Origin of the sequence: Microbispora cellulosiformans (genome assembly GCF_008728085.1) — a bacterium.
Lineage (GTDB): Bacteria > Actinomycetota > Actinomycetes > Streptosporangiales > Streptosporangiaceae > Microbispora > Microbispora amethystogenes.
Map to the genome: position 1 here is coordinate 457,897 of NZ_VYTZ01000005.1, position 15,618 is coordinate 473,514.

Consider the following 15,618-nt stretch of genomic DNA (forward strand, 5'->3'; position numbering starts at 1 on the left):
GCTCGACGAGATCAAGGCGGAACTCCGCGCGCTCAGCGAGCGGATCGCGAATCTGGAGAGCAGGAAGGTCTGAGCCGCGCGGCTTTTCCCGCGAACCGGTGGACCACCGACGGTATGACTCAGTAGCCTTCCGAGTATGACCAAGAAGATTACGATCTCTTTGCCGGACGAACTGGCCGACGAGGCGCAGGCGTCCGGCAACGCCTCGGCCTACATCGCCGCGGCGCTGCGCGAGCGGCGGCGCGTCCAGGGCGACCTGGCCATCATGGCCGATTTATGGGGTCCGGGCTGGCAGGACGGCATCACCGACGACGACAGCGCCCGCGCGGCCCGCCTCATGGGCGGGGACGCCAAGGCGGACGCCGCGTGACCGACCCCGTCCCACCGGCCGGCGTCCTGTCCGGCCACGTGCTGGACCTCGACGCCGTCGTCCACCTGATCGAGGGCAAGAGCATGTACGGCAGGGCGGTCGTGCGGCAGTCCTCCGCGCACGGCGTCACCCTCCTCGTTCCCGCGCTCGCCGTCCAGGTCCTCTCGCTGGGCCCCATCCAGCCCCGCCTCGAACGCTTCCTGCGCATGTCGATGGTCGTCACCGGCGCGCTGTCGCCCGACGACGCCGTCGAGGGCGGGCCGTACGCACAGGCGATCAGGGCGAGCCTGCGCCGGCACCGGCCCGCGGCGGCCGACGCGCGCCTGGCCGACGTGCTCGTGGCCGCACACGCCGTCGTCCACGCCACCCGCCGCGACTGGCGGATCATCACCCCGTCCCCCTACCTGTACGAGGGCCTGGACGTCCGCCTGGAGATCCTCCCCTAGATGAGCCCTCGCTCCATGGCCACGACGACGGCCGCGGCCCTGCTCTCGACACCGAGTTTGGCGAAGACGTGCTTGAGATGCGTCTTCACCGTCGTCTCGCTGATCAGTAGGGTCCTGGCGATCTCCTTGTTCGCCGACCCCCGCGCCACCAGGCGCAGCACCTCCAGCTCGCGCGGGCTCGGATCCGGGGCCGCGGGCCTGCTCATCAGGGCGGACGCGACCGACGGCGCCAGGACCGCTCCGCCGGCGGCGGCCGTACGGACCGCTCTGTGCAGTTCCTCGCGTGGCGCGTCCTTCAGGAGGTAGCCCGCCACCCCGGCGGCCATGGCCCGGGCCACGTCCGCATCCGTGTCGTAGGTGGTCAGCACGACCACCTTGATCTCCGGGTGGCTCTCCCGGAGCCGTTGGATCGCCCCGACACCGTCCAGACCGGGCATGCGAAGGTCCATCAGCACCACGTGCGGCCGCGCGCTCCTGGCCAGGGCCAGCGCCTCGAACCCGTCGGACGCCTCCGCCACCACCTCGATGTCCGCCACGTGGTCGAACATGCCGCGCAGTCCGTCGCGGACCACCGGATGGTCATCGACGATCATCAATTTGAGGGGATGCGCAGGCACAGGGCCGTCCCCTCCCCCGGTGCGGACTCCACGGTCAGCGTTCCCCCGACGCCGCCGGCCCGCTCCCGCATGGCCGCCAGCCCGTAGCCCGCGCCACGCACGTCCGGATCGAAACCCACCCCGTCGTCGAACACGTCGAGCGTCACCTCATCGTCCATGTAGGTCAGCGTGATCGCGACCCTGCCCGCCTTGGCATGCTTGGCCGCGTTCGCCAGCCCTTCCTGCGCCGTACGCAGGAGCGTCGCTCCCACCTCGCCGGACAGCGGCCGGGGCGTCCCCTCCACCGACACGACCGGCGCCACCCCCGACGTCCGCGACCACCGTGCGGCCACCTCCGCGAGCGCCGCCTCCAGCCCCGCGCCGGCGAGAGGGCCCGGCCGCAGCGCGTCGACCGAGCGCCGCGCCTCCTGGAGGTTGTCGCGTGCCAGCTCCTTGGCCAGCGCGATCCTCTCTTGCACGACGCGCAGGTCGGGCATCGCCTGCTCGGCCGCCTCCAACTGGGTGACGATGCCGCTCAACCCCTGCGCGAGGGTGTCGTGGATCTCCCTGGCCAGCCTCGCCCGCTCCTCCAGCACCCCGAAGGTCCGGTTCTGCGCGCTCTGCCGGGACACGTAGTCCACAAACAGTCCGATCGCCACGACGAGACCGGAGCTCCCGACGAGCCCCCACAGGACGTCGGGACCGTCCAGATAGCCTCTGGCGGCGAACGTGCTGAGGACCGTCGCCACCGCCCCCACGTACGACCAGGGGCTCGCCAGCATCAGGTACGGCTGGGGCATCAGCCCGAAGACGACCACGTCGAAGGACCGGTCCCGCGACACCAGCAGAATGTAGAGCGCGCAGACGACCGCCAGGTGGAACGCCATGGGGTTCAGCCGCCCGAGCAGCCGCGGCCGCCGTACGACGAAGAAGCCGTGCCATCCGGCCATGAGCGCCACGATTGCCGGTGTGAGCGGGCCGGGGCCCGTGCCCCCGCCCGTGCCGTCCCCGTACGAGAGGATCAGCCCGAGCGCCAGACAGGCGTAGTACAACAGGTGGAAGGCGCGCAACCAGCGCGCCTCCCAGACGTTCACGTCATCACTCCCATCGGAACAGCGCGGCGCCGGCGGCCGTGGCCGCCACGATTATCCCGGCCAGGATCAGCAGGGGGAAGGACGCCGCGGTGCCCGACCAGGCGCCTCCCAGGGCTTCCACGGCCGGGGTCAGGGGCAGGAAGTCGCCGATCTGACGCAACGAGCCGGGCAGGGCCCTCCTGGGCACGGCCGCGCCGGACAGGAAGATCATCGGGAACATGACCAGCATGCCGATCAGGCTCGCGCCTCTCGCGGTGCGCACGACGGCGGCGATCACGAAGCCCAGCGCGCAGGCCATCACCGAGCAGAGCAGGAAGGCGGCGGTCAGCAGGAAAACGTCGCCGGGTGCCCGCGCGCCGAACACCGCGATCGTCACGACCACCAGCAGCACGGAGCCCGCCAGGCCCGCGGCGACCTGGGCCACCAGCTGGGCGCCGAGCAGCAGAACCGGGGAGATCGGCGTGGTGGCCAGCCGCTTGAGCACCTTGCGCTCGCGGTAGGAGGCCAGCAGGCCCGGCAGCGCACCCATCCCGCCGATGGCGGCGATCATCGCGAGGTAGCCGGGGACCGCGCCGCTGTCGCCGCGTTTGAGCACCAGCAGCATGAGGGGGAACGCCACCATGAAGAACAACGAGGCGGGGTCGCGCGACAGCAGCCTGAGCTCGGCGGCCGCCAGAGCCGTGAACGCCTTCATCGGTCCGTTCCCTCCAGGGCGAGGTAGGCCTCTTCCAGCGAGGCGGTTCCGGTCCGGGCGACGAGCTCGCCCGTGGTGCCCGCCGCCGCCACCCGGCCGCGGGCGAAGACGGCGACCCGGTCGCAGAGCGCCTCTATCTCGTCGAAGTAGTGGCTGACCAGCACCACGGTGGTGCCCGCCGTCTTCAGGTCGTGGACCAGCCGCCAGGTCTCGCGGCGCGCGATCGGGTCGAGACCCGTGGTCAGCTCGTCGAGCACGACCATCTCGGGGTCGCCGACCAGGGCCAGCGCGAGCATCAGCCGCTGTCTCTGCCCGCCCGACAGATCGCCGAACGCCTTTCCCGCCAGCGGCCGCAGACCCCAGCGCTCCATCACCCCCCTCCAGCCGGACCCGTCCCGGTAGAACGAGCCGAACATGCGCAGCGCCTCGGCCACCGTGATCCGCTCGGGTAGGGAGCTGTCCTGCAGTTGCACGCCGAGACGGTGAGCCAGGGCTCTCCGCCTGCGCGCCGGATCCTCGCCGAGCACGCGGACCGTGCCCGCGTCGGCTCGCCTGAGTCCGATCAGGCACTCGACGGTCGTGGTCTTCCCGGCGCCGTTGCGGCCGATGATCCCGAACGTCTCACCGGACCGGACCGTGAACGTCACCCCGTCCACGGCGCGGGTGTCCCCATAGGACTTGCGGAGGTCCGTCACCTCGATTGCTTCCATGCTCTGAGGTTCCCGGCGGGGCCGATCACGCGGCATCACCCGGCACGTCGCCCGGCATCCCCCGTTCGGAGGATGGCCGTGCACGGAGACGTGCCGACGGCGCGCGTCCCCGCAGGTCAGAAGGTATGTGCCGGCTTCGCCGCGCCGGAGGGCGCGTCAACCCGGCCGCGTATGGTCATTGCGGCTCCTGCGTCGCGGGCGGAGGGATCACCCCCTCCGAGCGGAAGCCGGCTATCTCACCCGGGCTGAACCCGAGCTCGGCCAGGACTTCGTCGTTGTGCTCGCCGAGCCGGGGAGCACGCCTGGGCGGCACCTTGGGACTGGCGAGCATGGTGATCGGGCTGCTGATGGTGGAGTCGAGATCGTCCACGCCCTCGATCGGGACGACGATGTCGGTGGCCCTCAGCTGGGGGTCGCCCGCCGCCTCTTCCGGTGTCTGGATGGTCCCGTAGGAGACCCGCGCCCGGCCGAGTACCTGTTTCCAGTACGCCAGCGGCTGGGCGGCGAACGCGCGATCGAGGATGTCCGTCAGCGCGTGCGCGTTTTCGGCGATCGCCCGCGGATCGGTGAAGCGCGGATCACTGAGCAGCTCCGGGCGGCCGATCGCGTTCGCGAGCCGGGGCCAGTGCGGCAGGAACACGACGAGCATCAGCCAGCGGCCATCGGCGGTCGCGTAAGTGTTGATGAGCGGGTTCGACGGGTTTTCCCGGTCATGGAGGCCGTAGAACTGTCCGCCGGCCAGCGCCCCGGACACCAGCATGCCGGTCGCCCAGACGCCCTGTGCGAGCAGGGAGGTCCCGACACACGTCCCCCGGCCCGTCCGCTCACGGAAATACAGGCCGGTCACGATTGCCGAGTACAGACCCATGGCCGACGCGTAGTCGCCACTGCCCGCGACGGGCAGCGTCGGCGGCGCGCCGGCGTCACGGGTCGCCGCCAGCAGGCCGCTGCGCGCCCAGTAGGCGGTGATGTCGAAGCCCGGAAGCGCCGCGTCCGGTCCGGCGTTGCCGAAGCCGGTGAGGTCCGCGTAGATGATCAACGGATTCCACTCGGCGACCTCGCCGTACGTGAGGTGCAACCTCTCGCGCGCCGCGTGCGGGTAGTTGGTTATCAGCACGTCCGCCCACTTGACGAGCCGCTCGAGGATCCGGGTGCCGTCGGAGGACTTCAGGTCCACCGCCATCCCGCGCTTGTTGCGGTTCGTCTGATGCCAGGCGTAGTTCGCGTGAGCCCGCGGATTCGGCGGCACGAGCGCGAGGCGGCGCTGAGGGTCACCGGCACCCGGCGGCTCGACCTTGATCACGTCGGCCCCGAAGTCGGAGAGCACGGTGGCGGCGGCAGGACCGGCGATGAAGCTCGCGACGTCGAGCACCTTGACGCCCGTGAACACCGCTTCGTTCGTCATGGTCATCACCTAACGAGCGAACGCGGACAGCCCGGTTACCGCACGTCCCACGATAAGCGTGTTTATCTCTCGGGTGCCCTCGTAGGAGTAGATGGCCTCGGCGTCGGCGACGAAGCGGCCGATGTTGTAGTCGAGGACGATTCCGTTGCCCGCGAGCAATTCGCGGGCCCATCCGACGGTCTCGCGCATGCGTACCGTGCACATCGCCTTCGCGAGTGAGGACTGCTCGTCGCGATAGACGCCCGCGTCCTGCAGTTGGGCCAGCCGGCAGCACAACGTGAGTGACGCGGTGACGTTCCCCAGCATCCTCACCAGCAGGTCCTGCATCATCTGGAACCTGGCGATCGGCCTGCCGAACTGTTCGCGCTCCTTCGCGTACGCGAGCGCGATCTCGTAGGCGGCCAGCATGAGACCCGTCGACTCCCAGGCCACGCCGGCGCGCGTCGCCCGCAGGACCTCCGCGGTGTCGCGGAAGGAGCTCGCGTTCTGCAGCCGGTTCGCCTCTGGGACGCGGCAGCTGTCGAGCACGATGTCCGCGTTCTGCACGATGCGCAGCGCCATCTTCCTTTCGATCTTCGTCGCGTGGAAGCCGGGCATGTCCTTTTCGACGACGAACCCGAGCACATGCCCGGTCTCCACGTCACGGGCCCAGACGATGACGAGATCGGCGAAGGTCGCGTTCCCGATCCAGCGCTTGGCGCCGTCGAGAATCCAGGTGTCGCCCTGGCGGCGCGCCGTCGTCTCCATTCCCCCCGACACGTCCGAGCCTCCACAGGGCTCGGTCAGCGCGAACGCTCCGATCTGCTCGAAGCGACTCATCGGCGGCAGCCAGCGCAGCCGCTGTTCCTCCGACCCCAGCTTCCTGATGCTGCCCATGGCGAGCCCGCTGTGCACGGCGAAGAACGTCGCGATCGACGCGTCAGCGTGCGCGATCTCCATCGCGGTGAAGCCCGTCAGCAGGTTGCTCGGCGGTTTCTCGGGCGAACGCGGATCAGCCCAGGTGAGCGGGCCGAGCTCACGAAAGTGGTCGATGATCTCGAACGGGAACTCCGCACTCGCCCAGTAGTCGTTGACGATCGGCGCTATCTCGGTGCGCGCGAACTCCCGGACGCGTTCGACCTTGGCGCGCTCTTCGCCGGACAGCAGTTCCTGACAGGCGTAGAAGTCCCCCGGAAGCAGCCCCGGTTCGAGCCAGGGGCCCGTGGGAGCATGCGGCGCAAGCTTGGTCACGCTCATCGGAACCTCTCATTCTCCTCTTCGCGTGCGGGCCCGGGAATCTCGCCGAGCGCGCGCATGACCGCGATCTGCGCGGCGTCGCGTTCGGCGGCGAGCTCTTCGACGCTGCCCCCGAAGTGCTGCGCCTGCTCGTTCAGCAGAGCCACGGTCGGCCCGTCGAGGTGCGGCGTGCCCGACTGCCCCCACCATTCCTCCAGAGCCCTGCCGAGATGCCGGAAGAAGGCCGGCAGGCCGCCCGGCCCGCCGCCGAGGTGAAATGTGCGGAAGGGACCGGCGGCCGCCCACCGCATCCCGATCGAGGCGGTCACGATGTCGTCGAGTTCCTGCTCCGTCACGACGCCCTCGGTGACCAGATAGATCGCTTCGCGGAAGAGCGCGGCCTGAAGGCGGTTCGCCACAAAGCCGGGAATCTCCTTCGTCAGCACCTGCGGTCGCTTCCCGAGACCTCGGTAGAAGCGGCCGGCCCGCTCCACGACGGCCGGATCGGTGTGCCTGCCCGGCACGATCTCGACAAGCGGCACCAGATGCGGCGGGTTGAACGAATGACCGATCAAGAGCCGCTCCGGCTCGCGCATGTGTTCCGCCATCGCGGTGGCCGGAATCCCCGAGCTCGAGCTCAGCAGGAGCGCATGGGGCGGCGCGGCCTCCTCGATCACCGCCCACAGCTCTTGCTTGACGCCGAGGAGTTCCGGACCGTTCTCCTGCACCACATCCGCGCCCGCGACCGCCGCGGCCAGGCGAGGTTCGAACCGTAGCGCTTCCGTCCGCGCGGCCGCGCCGGCGATCGGCAGGCCAAGCTCGCGCATCGTCGGAGCGATCTCGTCAAGTCCGGCACGAACGACGTCCTCGACGTCGGGGCGCGGGTCGTTGACCGTCACACGCAGGCCATGGCCGAGGAAAAGCGCCGTCCAGGACACCCCGATCACGCCCGCGCCGACAACCGCGACCGAGCGGTACGCGTTGCCGGCGCCGTCGTTCATCTCACTTCTCCAGGTAGTCGTGGACCGTCTGGGCTTCTCCGAGCGTCAGATCGGTGAGGGTGTGCGTCGCGGAGATCACCTCGCGCACGGGAAGATCCGCGAGTGGCGCGAGCGCGTGCTCGAACAGCTGTAGCCTGCCCGGCGCCGTCCAGGCGCCCTTGACGACGAGGTCGGTCATCGACGTCTGGACGAGCTCGCAGACACGAAGGGCACCACCGGTTCCCCGTACCACTTTGAGCTGGTGGACCGGCAGGCAGAGCTCCTCGATCGCTTCGTTCCTGTCCCGCTCGCGATGTTTGAAGCCCATCGTCCCGGTCGCGACGCGCAGCGTTCCGTAGTCGAGCGTGGCGACGAGCGTGTCGGAGCCGACATACAGCCTCGGCGTGCCGCCCGTCTTCGGATAGCCGCCGAGCTCGCGACCGCCGACGATCGCGCTGACGCTGTCGACATAGAGCCCGATGTTGAAATCGACCTGCCGTCCATCGTGATCGGCGATGGCTATCTGGCCGCACTCGTGATAAGAGCCGAAGCCGGTGCTGTCAGGCATCCTGATCACTTCGAACCGCACGAGAGGATCGGCCATCGTCAGCGGCTCGGGCACGACACCGCGAACAGCATCGAGATCAGTGCGGTAGACGATCCTGAAGTACTCCCTGTCGGTGAACCGGTACGGAGGCGGCGCGTACGCCGGCGCGTTCACCGGCGTGGTGAACGCCGTGAGTGGATCGCACCTGGCACGCCGCCCGCTCACGTCTCCGCTCACGTCTCCGCTCATGGGAGCGCCTCCCCGGTGGCGGGGCGCTCACCGGCGCGCGCAGAAGCCGCGCGACACCGTATGGATCCGCTGGAGCGTGCGGCGTGAGCGTGACCATACTCGTCTGCTCCCTCGTGTCGCGCATCCACCGCCCACCGCGGGTGTGGCAGACCGATCCCCGCAGGTGGAGGCCTGTCCTCCTACGGAGGACTGTGCCCAGTGACAGCAGCGCACTCACGCGCCGTCCCGCAGGATTCCGTCCCCGGGTGCCTCGTGGCACCGCCGGCGGGGAAAAGGAACCAGCAGGTCAGGCGGTACGCGCCGGTTCTGCTGGGGTACCAGCGGGGCATGGCCGCCCTTCCGGCGTACGCGCCGATGATGGCCCGGCTCGGGCCGCTGCCCGAACCACAGGGCGACTACGCGCACGAGATGAAGTGGGACGGGGTCCGCGCCCTCGGGTACGTCGAGGACGGGACGCTCCGGCTCGTCTCCCGCAACGGCAGGGACATCACCCCCGCCTATCCCGAGATCGCCGGGCTGGCCGGCGCGACCGGCGGGCAGCCGACCGTGCTCGACGGGGAGATCGTCGCCTTCGACGAACAGGGCAGGCCGTCGTTCGAGGCGCTCCAGCCGCGGATGCACCAACGCGACCCGCTCAGGATCAGGCATCTGGTGGTCACCACGCCCGTGACGTACCTGCTGTTCGACGTGCTGCACGTCGGCGCGGGCACCGTGATCGGCGCGGCCTACACGGAACGGCGGCGCGTACTGGAGGACCTCGTGCGCGCCGGGAGCCACTGGGCCATCCCGCCCTACTACTCCGGCGGCGGGGAGCAGGCGCTGGCCGACTCCCGCCGCATGGGGCTGGAGGGCGTCGTCGCCAAACGGCTCGTCTCCGCCTATCGGCCCGGCCGCCGCTCCCCCGACTGGGTGAAGGTCAAGAACGTCCGCACCCAGGAGGTCGTGGTCGGCGGCTGGCGGCCCGGGGAGGGCCGCCGCGCCGACACGATCGGCTCGCTGCTGGTAGGCGTGAACGACGGCGGCCTGCTCCGGTACGCCGGGAGCGTCGGCACCGGCTTCACGGACGAGGCGCTGCGGCGGCTCGGTGAGCGCCTGGCGCCGCTGCGGCGGGACACGCCCCCGTTCTCCGGTATCAGCCGCGAGGAGGCCCGAGGGTGCGGGTGGGTGGAGCCGGTGCTGGTCGGCGAGGTGCAGTTCGCCGAGTGGACCGGTGAGGGACGGCTGCGCCACCCCTCCTGGCGGGGCCTGCGCGACGACAAGGACCCCGGCGAGGTCGTCCGCGCGGAGGGGTGAACCGAGGGACGAGCGGACGGACGAAGGGAGGGGTGAGCGGCGGGGTGACACGCCCCCGGCTCATCCGCCCGGGCCCGTGGTGCCGCGCCGCCGCATGGCGAGCACGCCGAGCAGCACCGCGCCGGTGAGGAAGGCGACGTTGTGCGCGTACTTCGCGACCGGCGCGACATCGCCCAGCGGCACCACGAAGAACCCGACGACCGTGCGCGCGGTCAGGGCTCCGGCGGCGAGCGCGGCGACGTGGCGTCCGGTCCACTCCGGCGAGCGGGCCAGCCGGCCGGCCACGGCGGCGGTCAGGGTGAGCAGGGCGACCGCGGCCGCGACCCCGGCCCAGGTCGAGGGCAGAAGGTCGAAGCCGAGGCCCGCCACCAGGCCCGCCGCCGCGACGGCGATCGGCCGGGGCGGGCGCCGTGACGCCGCGGCAGGGCCGGGACGCACAGCAGGATCAGGAAGCACAGGACGGTCCGGAGGCACAGCAGGGTCGGGAAGCCCAGGAGGTTCCGGAAGCGCGGCAGGGCCGGGAGGCACACACCGTCGGCGCCGGAGGGCGGGGAGGAACGCGAGGAGCGCCAGCAGCGCGGCGACGGCCAGCGCGCCCCCGATCTGGGCCGCCGAGGCGTGGTCGGGCTCGGTCCGCAGATGGTCGCGCAGCACCAGCGACGCCGCCGCGAGGTACAGCGCCGCGGTGACGGCCAGCCCGGGCGTGCGCAGCCAGGGCGTACGCGACAGTGAGGGTGTGCGCGGCCAGGATTCAGGCAGACGGGGCGCCAGCGCCTCGATCAGCGCGATCGGCGCGCCGAAGCTCCAGATCGCGTGGCCGCCGACGAAGGCCAGCGCGGTGTGGGCCGCCAGCCCCAGAGGCTCGACGTACGTCGGGCGGATCATCTCCTCCCAGTACGGGATGTCCCGGTAGCCCTCGCTGAACAGGGACTGGTCGACTACGGCCGCCTGCAGCACGCCGAAGGCGGCCGCGAGGGCGAGGATCTCCGGCCAGCGCATCCCCAGCCGGCGGGCCGTCTCGCGGATCAGCAACGCGGGCGCGCCGTACAACGGACTGAAGATCATCAGGCTGACGACCAGCACGAACGGATCGCCGGTGCTGTCGTCGTAACCGGCGAGATACTCGGCGCACATCGGCGACAGCACCAGCAGCCCCGCCGCGAGCGACCAGCGGGCCCGGCGCGCGTCAGGCGTTCTCATCGTGCCTCAGAGTGGCGGCGAACACGACGACGCCGACGACCGCGACGAGCAGGTTCGCGTACACCTCGTAGCCGGTCAGGAAGGCGAGGCGCGGGATGACCTGCCGGTTGAAGACGTTGAGGATCGCTCCGTTGAAGGGCTGAACGGCCAGGTGGTCGATGGTTCCGCTGATTCCCGCGGCGACCAGGAACGCCCCGGCGAGCTGGATGACCTTGCGCATGACGCCGACGCTAGGGACCGGGGAGGCCGCCGGGCATCGGGCGTCGGCATCCTTCCGTCCGGCGAAGGTCGCCGGCGCACGGCGTGCCCTCCGACCAAAGTCGGACGCTCCCCGACCTCGGTATCGACTTCGCGGCACCGCGAGAGCACGCCTGCCCGCACGACGTACGCTGCGGCCATATGAACGCTCCCGCCGCCCCCCGGCACCGGCGAACCCGGCGCGACCGGTTCGTGGACACGGCGATGTTCCTGCTCGCCGCGGCGTTCGCCTTCCTCATGTCGGCGGAGCGCCTCGGCGCCGGGCCGCTGCCGCCCGGGTGGCTGTTCCCCCTCGACCAGGTCGTGGGCGCGCTCGGCTGCGCCGCCCTGTGGCTGCGCCGCCGGTGGCCGGTCGGGCTCGCGGTGACGCTCGTCGCGCTGTCGGCCGTCTTCGAGATGGTCGCGGGCCCGATGCTGGCCGCGCTCTTCTCGGTCGCGGTCCACCGGCGTCCCCGGATATCCGGGGCGGTGTTCGCGGCCAGCGTGCTGGCCGCGGTCGTGTTCACGTGGCTGCGGCCCGAACCGGACATGCCGCCGCTCGCGACGTTCATGCTGGGGCTGGCCCTGCAGGGCGCGGCGACCGGCTGGGGGCTGTTCGTCCACCACCGGCGGCGCCTCGTGCTGGCGCAGCGCGACCGCGCGGCCCGGATGGAGACGGAGGCGAGGCTGCGGGCCGAGCAGGCGCAGCACCTGGTCCGCGAGGCCATCGCCCGGGAGATGCACGACGTGCTCGGGCACCGGCTGTCGCTGCTGAGCGTGCACGCGGGAGCGCTGGAGTTCAACCCCGGCGCCGACCCCGCCGACGTCGCCCGCGCGGCGCGGGTCATCAGGGAGAGCGCCCACCAGGCGCTGCAGGACCTGCGCGAGGTGATCGGCGTGCTGCGCGCCCCCTCCGGCGGCGCATCCGGCAACCCGTACGGCGGCTCGTACGGCGGCTCGTACGGCGAGGAGGCCGCGACCACGCGGCCCGGTCCGCCGGGCCTGGCCGATCTGGACCGGCTCCTCGCGGAGTCGGGCGAGGCCGGCATGCGGGTGAGGCTGCGCGACGAACTCGGCGGACGGCCCCCGGAGACCGTCCCGGGCCGGACCGGTCACACCGCGTACCGCGTCGTGCAGGAGGCGCTCACCAACGCGCGCAGGCACGCGCCGGGGGCGGAGGTCCGCCTGCGACTGGCGGGGGCGCCCGGCGAGGGCCTGACGATCGAGGTGGTCAACGACACCCCCGCGACCGGCCGACCGGAGACCAGAGGCGGCGGAGGCACCGGCAGCGGCGGCGGCAGCGGAGGTAGCGGCAGTGGCGGCAGCGGAGGCACCGGCGGCGGAGGAGGCAGCGGCAGCGGCGGCACCGGCAGCGGAGGCACCGGTCACGGGCTTACCGGCCTGGCCGAGCGCGTCACCCTGGCCGGGGGACGGCTGGAGCACGGGCCCGTGCCCCGGGACGACGGCGCCGGCCCGGGTGACTGGCACGTGCGGGCCTGGCTGCCCTGGCCCGCATAATGGCGCGCATGATCTCGCCCGACCCCGCGCCCGACCCCGCGCCCGACCCCACACCCGTCGGCGCACCCACAGGCGGGCCCATCGGCGTGCTCATCGCCGACGACGACCCCCTCGTCCGGGCCGGCCTCGTGATGATGCTCGGCGGCGCGGCGGATCTCCGCGTCGTCGCCGAGGCGGGAGACGGCGCGGAGGTCCTGCCGCTGGCCCGCCTGCACCACCCCGACGTGGTGCTGATGGACATCCGGATGCCCGTCATGGACGGCCTGGCCGCGACCGAGGCGCTGCGCGCCCGGGACGACGCGCCCGAGGTGATCGTGCTGACCACCTTCGACGCCGACGAGCACGTGCTGCGCGCCCTGCGCGCGGGAGCCGCCGGGTTCCTGCTGAAGGACACCCCGCCGCACGAGATCGTCGAGGCCGTCCGCCGGGTGGCCCGCGGCCACCCGGTGCTGTCCCCGGCGGTGACCCGGCGGCTCATCGCCCGGGTGGCCGGGTCGGGCCGGGACCTGCGGCGAACGCGGGCGGAGGAGCGCCTGGCGCCGCTGAACGACCGGGAACGGCAGATCGCCGTGGCGGTCGGGCAGGGCAGGCCGAACGCCGAGATCGCCGCGCTGCTCCACCTCAGCCTCCCGACCGTGAAGACGCACGTGTCGAGCGTCCTCGCCAAGCTAGGGCTCAACAACCGCGTGCAGATCGCCCTGCTGGTCCACGACGCCGGGCTGCTCGACGACGTGCCGGAGCGCTGAGCACATTTTCCCTGCCCTTGGTGCTCTCCACGTCAGCCGCGGGAAGGAGTGCGTCATGCGCGCGCTCACCGTCGTGCCGCACCGGGCCGGGTCGCTGGCGCTGACCGAGGTGCCCGACCCCGTGCCCGGCCCCGGCGACCTCCTCGTCGAGAGCGTCGCCGTCGGTGTGTGCGGCACCGACAGGGAGGTCGTCTCCGGCGACTACGGATACGCCCCGCCGGGCCGGGAGCGGCTGGTCATCGGGCACGAGTCCCTCGGCCGCGTACGGCAGGCCCCCGCCGGGTCCGGCTTCTCCCCCGGCGACCTCGTCGTGGGCCTGGTGCGCTACCCGGATCCGGTGCCGTGCGTGGCTTGCGCCCACGGCGAGCCCGACATGTGCCGCAACGGGCGATACACCATGCGGGGGCTGAAGGAACTGGACGGCTACGCGAGCGAGATGTGGTCCGTGGAGACGCACTGCGCCGTACGTCTCGACTCGGGTCTCGGCGAGACGGGCGTGCTGCTGCAGCCGGCGTCGGTGGTCGCCAAGGCCTGGGAGCAGATCGAGAAGATCGGGACACGGTCCTGGTTCGAGCCGCGCCGGGTGCTGGTCACCGGCGGGGGACCGTTCGGCATGCTCGCCGCGCTGCTCGGCGTCCAGCGCGGTCTCGACGTGCATGTGTTCGACTTCGTCAAGAGCGGGCCCAAACCGGAGCTGGTCGCCGATCTCGGCGCGACCTACCACACGGGCTGGATCGAGGACGTGATGACGGCGCTCCGGCCGGACGTGGTCGTCGAGGCCTGCGGCGCGGCCGAGGTCTTCACCGGCGCCCTCTCCACGATCGGTCCGTACGGGATCGTCTGCCTGACCGGGGTCACCCCCGGCTCCCGCCGGATCACCGTGGACGTGGGCACGCTCAACCGCGAGATGGTCCTGGAGAACGCCGTGGTCATCGGGACGATCGACTCCAACCTGCGCCACTTCACCGCCGCGGCCGGCGCCCTCGCCGTGTCGAACCGCGACTGGCTCGCCCGGCTGATCTCCCGGAGGGTGCCCCTGCACCGCTATGCGGACGCCTACGAGAGGCGGGAGAACGAAGTCAAGGTCGTGCTCACCTTCGGCTGAGCACCCCGGGCACCCGCGAGCCCTCCGAGCCCGCAAGCACTCAGAGCACCCCGGGCGCTTCAGCGGTCGCGGTCGGCGGCCAGCCGGGCCAGCGCCTCCAGCCCCGCCGTCGCCTCCGGCGTCAGCCCCGCCGCCCGCAGCGACTCCAGCGCCTCGTCCAGCAGTCCGTCCACCCTGGCGAGGCTCCAGGCACGCCCGCCCGCCTCCTCCACCAGCCGCGCTGCCCGCGCCAGCTCGGGCTCCGCGAGGGGACGGCGGTACAGCGCGGCGAGCGCGGCGCCCGCCGGCGGGGTGCCCGAGGCCAGCGCGGCGACGACCGGCAGGGACTTCTTTCGATTGCGCAGGTCGGAGTGCACCGGTTTGCCGGTGGCCGCCGGATCGCCCCAGATGCCGAGCAGGTCGTCCACGATCTGGAAGGCCAGGCCCACGCGTTCGCCGAACGCCTCCAGCAGCACCGACTGACTCGGGGTGGCGCCGCCGTACGACGCGCCGAGGGCGCAGGCGCACCCGAAGAGGGCCGCGGTCTTGCCCTCCGCCATCCGCACGCACTCCCCCAGGCCCACCTCGGCGCGTTCCTCGAAGTCGAGATCGGCGCTCTGGCCGTCCAGCAGCGACTGGACCCGCCCGGCCAGCACCGGCACGCCGTCCGGCCTATTGTCTGTCCTGCCGTCCGGCCCGCTGTCTGTCCCGGTGGCGAGCACGGCGAACGCCAGCGCCAGCAGCGAGTCGCCGGCCAGGATCGCCTGGGCGCGCCCGAACACGGCCCAGGCGGTGGGCCGGTGCCTGCGGACCCGGTCGCCGTCCATCACGTCGTCGTGGATGAGCGAGAAGTTGTGCACCAGTTCCACCGCGACGGCGGCCGGCAGCGCCGCCGTCGTCTCTCCCCCGGCGCCCTCCGCCGCCAGCAGCGTGAACGCCGGCCGCAGCGCCTTGCCGCCGCCTCCTGTGCCGCTCGCGCCACCGATCGGCCGCCCCCGGGCGTCCCACCAGCCGAAGTGGTAGCCGGCCACGCGGCGCATCGACGGCGGCAGCGTCCCCACCGCGCGGCGCAGCGCGGGATCGAGCAGGTCGCGCGTACGGGCGAGCACGTCCGCGGCGCACGGACGCGCCGCCACCGGTTCCGTCATGCTCCCACCGCCTCTGGCTCGGGTGCGTCGTCGGGCAGGCCGGGCCTGTCGGCGTACCCGATCGCGGAGGTCCACTAACGTTGGGC

17 protein-coding genes are annotated in these 15,618 nt (G+C 72.1%); 6 read left to right on the forward strand and 11 right to left on the reverse strand.

Annotated elements, in window-relative coordinates:
* Window positions 1-136: 136 nt before the first annotated feature.
* Both F5972_RS16335 and F5972_RS16340 read left to right on the forward strand, forming a co-directional pair.
* Window positions 137-370: a ribbon-helix-helix domain-containing protein gene (locus F5972_RS16335; RefSeq protein WP_117410272.1), complete on the forward strand. Its 234-nt coding sequence runs from the start codon at window positions 137-139 to the stop codon at window positions 368-370.
* Window positions 367-816 (forward strand): PIN domain-containing protein, encoded by a 450-nt coding sequence (locus F5972_RS16340; RefSeq protein WP_150934326.1) that lies wholly within the window; start codon window positions 367-369, stop codon window positions 814-816. The genes F5972_RS16335 and F5972_RS16340 overlap by 4 nt, the downstream gene beginning before the upstream one ends.
* Here F5972_RS16340 and F5972_RS16345 read toward each other — a convergent pair.
* The 8 genes from F5972_RS16345 to F5972_RS16380 form a co-directional block, all read right to left on the reverse strand.
* Window positions 813-1,409 carry a response regulator gene (locus F5972_RS16345; RefSeq protein WP_150934327.1) on the reverse strand — a complete coding sequence of 199 codons (597 nt, stop codon included), beginning with the start codon at window positions 1,407-1,409 and terminating at the stop codon, window positions 813-815. The genes F5972_RS16340 and F5972_RS16345 overlap by 4 nt on opposite strands.
* Window positions 1,409-2,506 carry a sensor histidine kinase gene (locus F5972_RS16350; RefSeq protein ID WP_150934328.1) on the reverse strand — a complete coding sequence of 366 codons (1,098 nt, stop codon included), beginning with the start codon at window positions 2,504-2,506 and terminating at the stop codon, window positions 1,409-1,411. Before F5972_RS16350 ends, F5972_RS16345 begins: the two co-directional genes overlap by 1 nt.
* A gap of 4 nt (window positions 2,507-2,510) precedes the next feature.
* On the reverse strand, window positions 2,511-3,200 hold the full coding sequence (locus tag F5972_RS16355; protein ID WP_150934329.1) for an ABC transporter permease: 690 nt from the start codon (window positions 3,198-3,200) through the stop codon (window positions 2,511-2,513).
* Entirely contained in the window at window positions 3,197-3,910 is a 714-nt protein-coding gene (locus F5972_RS16360) for an ABC transporter ATP-binding protein (protein ID WP_150934330.1), read from the reverse strand. Before F5972_RS16360 ends, F5972_RS16355 begins: the two co-directional genes overlap by 4 nt.
* Window positions 3,911-4,085: 175 nt before the next feature.
* Entirely contained in the window at window positions 4,086-5,321 is a 1,236-nt protein-coding gene (locus F5972_RS16365; protein WP_225311579.1) for a CaiB/BaiF CoA transferase family protein, read from the reverse strand.
* Window positions 5,322-5,324: 3 nt separating this feature from the next.
* Window positions 5,325-6,551, reverse strand: a complete 1,227-nt coding sequence (locus F5972_RS16370) for an acyl-CoA dehydrogenase family protein (RefSeq protein WP_150934331.1) — start codon at window positions 6,549-6,551, stop codon at window positions 5,325-5,327.
* Complete coding sequence (locus F5972_RS16375; RefSeq protein WP_150934332.1) at window positions 6,548-7,531, reverse strand: 3-hydroxyacyl-CoA dehydrogenase family protein; 984 nt, start codon at window positions 7,529-7,531, stop codon at window positions 6,548-6,550. Before F5972_RS16375 ends, F5972_RS16370 begins: the two co-directional genes overlap by 4 nt.
* A 1-nt stretch (window position 7,532) precedes the next feature.
* Window positions 7,533-8,306 carry an acetoacetate decarboxylase gene (locus F5972_RS16380; RefSeq protein WP_150934333.1) on the reverse strand — a complete coding sequence of 258 codons (774 nt, stop codon included), beginning with the start codon at window positions 8,304-8,306 and terminating at the stop codon, window positions 7,533-7,535.
* A 327-nt stretch (window positions 8,307-8,633) separates the two neighbouring features.
* Between F5972_RS16380 and ligD the strand changes: the two genes are divergently transcribed.
* On the forward strand, window positions 8,634-9,599 hold the full coding sequence (ligD, locus tag F5972_RS16385; RefSeq protein ID WP_150934334.1) for a non-homologous end-joining DNA ligase: 966 nt from the start codon (window positions 8,634-8,636) through the stop codon (window positions 9,597-9,599).
* 60 nt (window positions 9,600-9,659) lie between these two features.
* Here the strand turns inward: ligD and F5972_RS16390 are convergent, their stop codons facing one another.
* Window positions 9,660-10,799, reverse strand: coding sequence for a hypothetical protein (locus F5972_RS16390; protein ID WP_150934335.1), 1,140 nt, complete (start codon window positions 10,797-10,799; stop codon window positions 9,660-9,662).
* Window positions 10,786-11,019 carry a hypothetical protein gene (locus F5972_RS16395; RefSeq protein WP_150934336.1) on the reverse strand — a complete coding sequence of 78 codons (234 nt, stop codon included), beginning with the start codon at window positions 11,017-11,019 and terminating at the stop codon, window positions 10,786-10,788. The genes F5972_RS16390 and F5972_RS16395 overlap by 14 nt, the downstream gene beginning before the upstream one ends.
* A 179-nt stretch (window positions 11,020-11,198) precedes the next feature.
* Between F5972_RS16395 and F5972_RS16400 the strand changes: the two genes are divergently transcribed.
* From F5972_RS16400 to F5972_RS16410, 3 genes are read left to right on the forward strand one after another with little or no spacing between them, the layout of a single operon-like run.
* Complete coding sequence (locus F5972_RS16400) at window positions 11,199-12,554, forward strand: sensor histidine kinase (protein WP_191910157.1); 1,356 nt, start codon at window positions 11,199-11,201, stop codon at window positions 12,552-12,554.
* An 8-nt stretch (window positions 12,555-12,562) separates the two neighbouring features.
* On the forward strand, window positions 12,563-13,300 hold the full coding sequence (locus F5972_RS16405; protein WP_150934337.1) for a response regulator: 738 nt from the start codon (window positions 12,563-12,565) through the stop codon (window positions 13,298-13,300).
* 55 nt (window positions 13,301-13,355) lie between these two features.
* Window positions 13,356-14,405: a glucose 1-dehydrogenase gene (locus F5972_RS16410; RefSeq protein WP_150934338.1), complete on the forward strand. Its 1,050-nt coding sequence runs from the start codon at window positions 13,356-13,358 to the stop codon at window positions 14,403-14,405.
* 59 nt (window positions 14,406-14,464) lie between these two features.
* Here F5972_RS16410 and F5972_RS16415 read toward each other — a convergent pair whose 3' ends face one another.
* Window positions 14,465-15,532 carry a polyprenyl synthetase family protein gene (locus F5972_RS16415; RefSeq protein ID WP_150934339.1) on the reverse strand — a complete coding sequence of 356 codons (1,068 nt, stop codon included), beginning with the start codon at window positions 15,530-15,532 and terminating at the stop codon, window positions 14,465-14,467.
* Between the last annotated feature and the right edge of the window lie 86 nt (window positions 15,533-15,618).

Bases quoted from the DNA above. Each gene is read 5' to 3' on its own strand.
- F5972_RS16335 (WP_117410272.1), top strand. From the start codon at position 137: ATGACCAAGAAGATTACGATCTCTTTGCCGGACGAACTGGCCGACGAG.
- F5972_RS16345 (WP_150934327.1), bottom strand. From the start codon at position 1,409: ATGATCGTCGATGACCATCCGGTGGTCCGCGACGGACTGCGCGGCATG.
- F5972_RS16355 (WP_150934329.1), bottom strand. From the start codon at position 3,200: ATGAAGGCGTTCACGGCTCTGGCGGCCGCCGAGCTCAGGCTGCTGTCG.
- F5972_RS16360 (WP_150934330.1), bottom strand. From the start codon at position 3,910: ATGGAAGCAATCGAGGTGACGGACCTCCGCAAGTCCTATGGGGACACC.
- F5972_RS16365 (WP_225311579.1), bottom strand. From the start codon at position 5,321: ATGACCATGACGAACGAAGCGGTGTTCACGGGCGTCAAGGTGCTCGAC.
- F5972_RS16370 (WP_150934331.1), bottom strand. From the start codon at position 6,551: ATGAGCGTGACCAAGCTTGCGCCGCATGCTCCCACGGGCCCCTGGCTC.
- F5972_RS16375 (WP_150934332.1), bottom strand. From the start codon at position 7,531: ATGAACGACGGCGCCGGCAACGCGTACCGCTCGGTCGCGGTTGTCGGC.
- F5972_RS16380 (WP_150934333.1), bottom strand. From the start codon at position 8,306: ATGAGCGGAGACGTGAGCGGAGACGTGAGCGGGCGGCGTGCCAGGTGC.
- ligD (WP_150934334.1), top strand. From the start codon at position 8,634: ATGGCCGCCCTTCCGGCGTACGCGCCGATGATGGCCCGGCTCGGGCCG.
- F5972_RS16390 (WP_150934335.1), bottom strand. From the start codon at position 10,799: ATGAGAACGCCTGACGCGCGCCGGGCCCGCTGGTCGCTCGCGGCGGGG.
- F5972_RS16395 (WP_150934336.1), bottom strand. From the start codon at position 11,019: ATGCGCAAGGTCATCCAGCTCGCCGGGGCGTTCCTGGTCGCCGCGGGA.
- F5972_RS16400 (WP_191910157.1), top strand. From the start codon at position 11,199: ATGAACGCTCCCGCCGCCCCCCGGCACCGGCGAACCCGGCGCGACCGG.
- F5972_RS16405 (WP_150934337.1), top strand. From the start codon at position 12,563: ATGATCTCGCCCGACCCCGCGCCCGACCCCGCGCCCGACCCCACACCC.
- F5972_RS16410 (WP_150934338.1), top strand. From the start codon at position 13,356: ATGCGCGCGCTCACCGTCGTGCCGCACCGGGCCGGGTCGCTGGCGCTG.
- F5972_RS16415 (WP_150934339.1), bottom strand. From the start codon at position 15,532: ATGACGGAACCGGTGGCGGCGCGTCCGTGCGCCGCGGACGTGCTCGCC.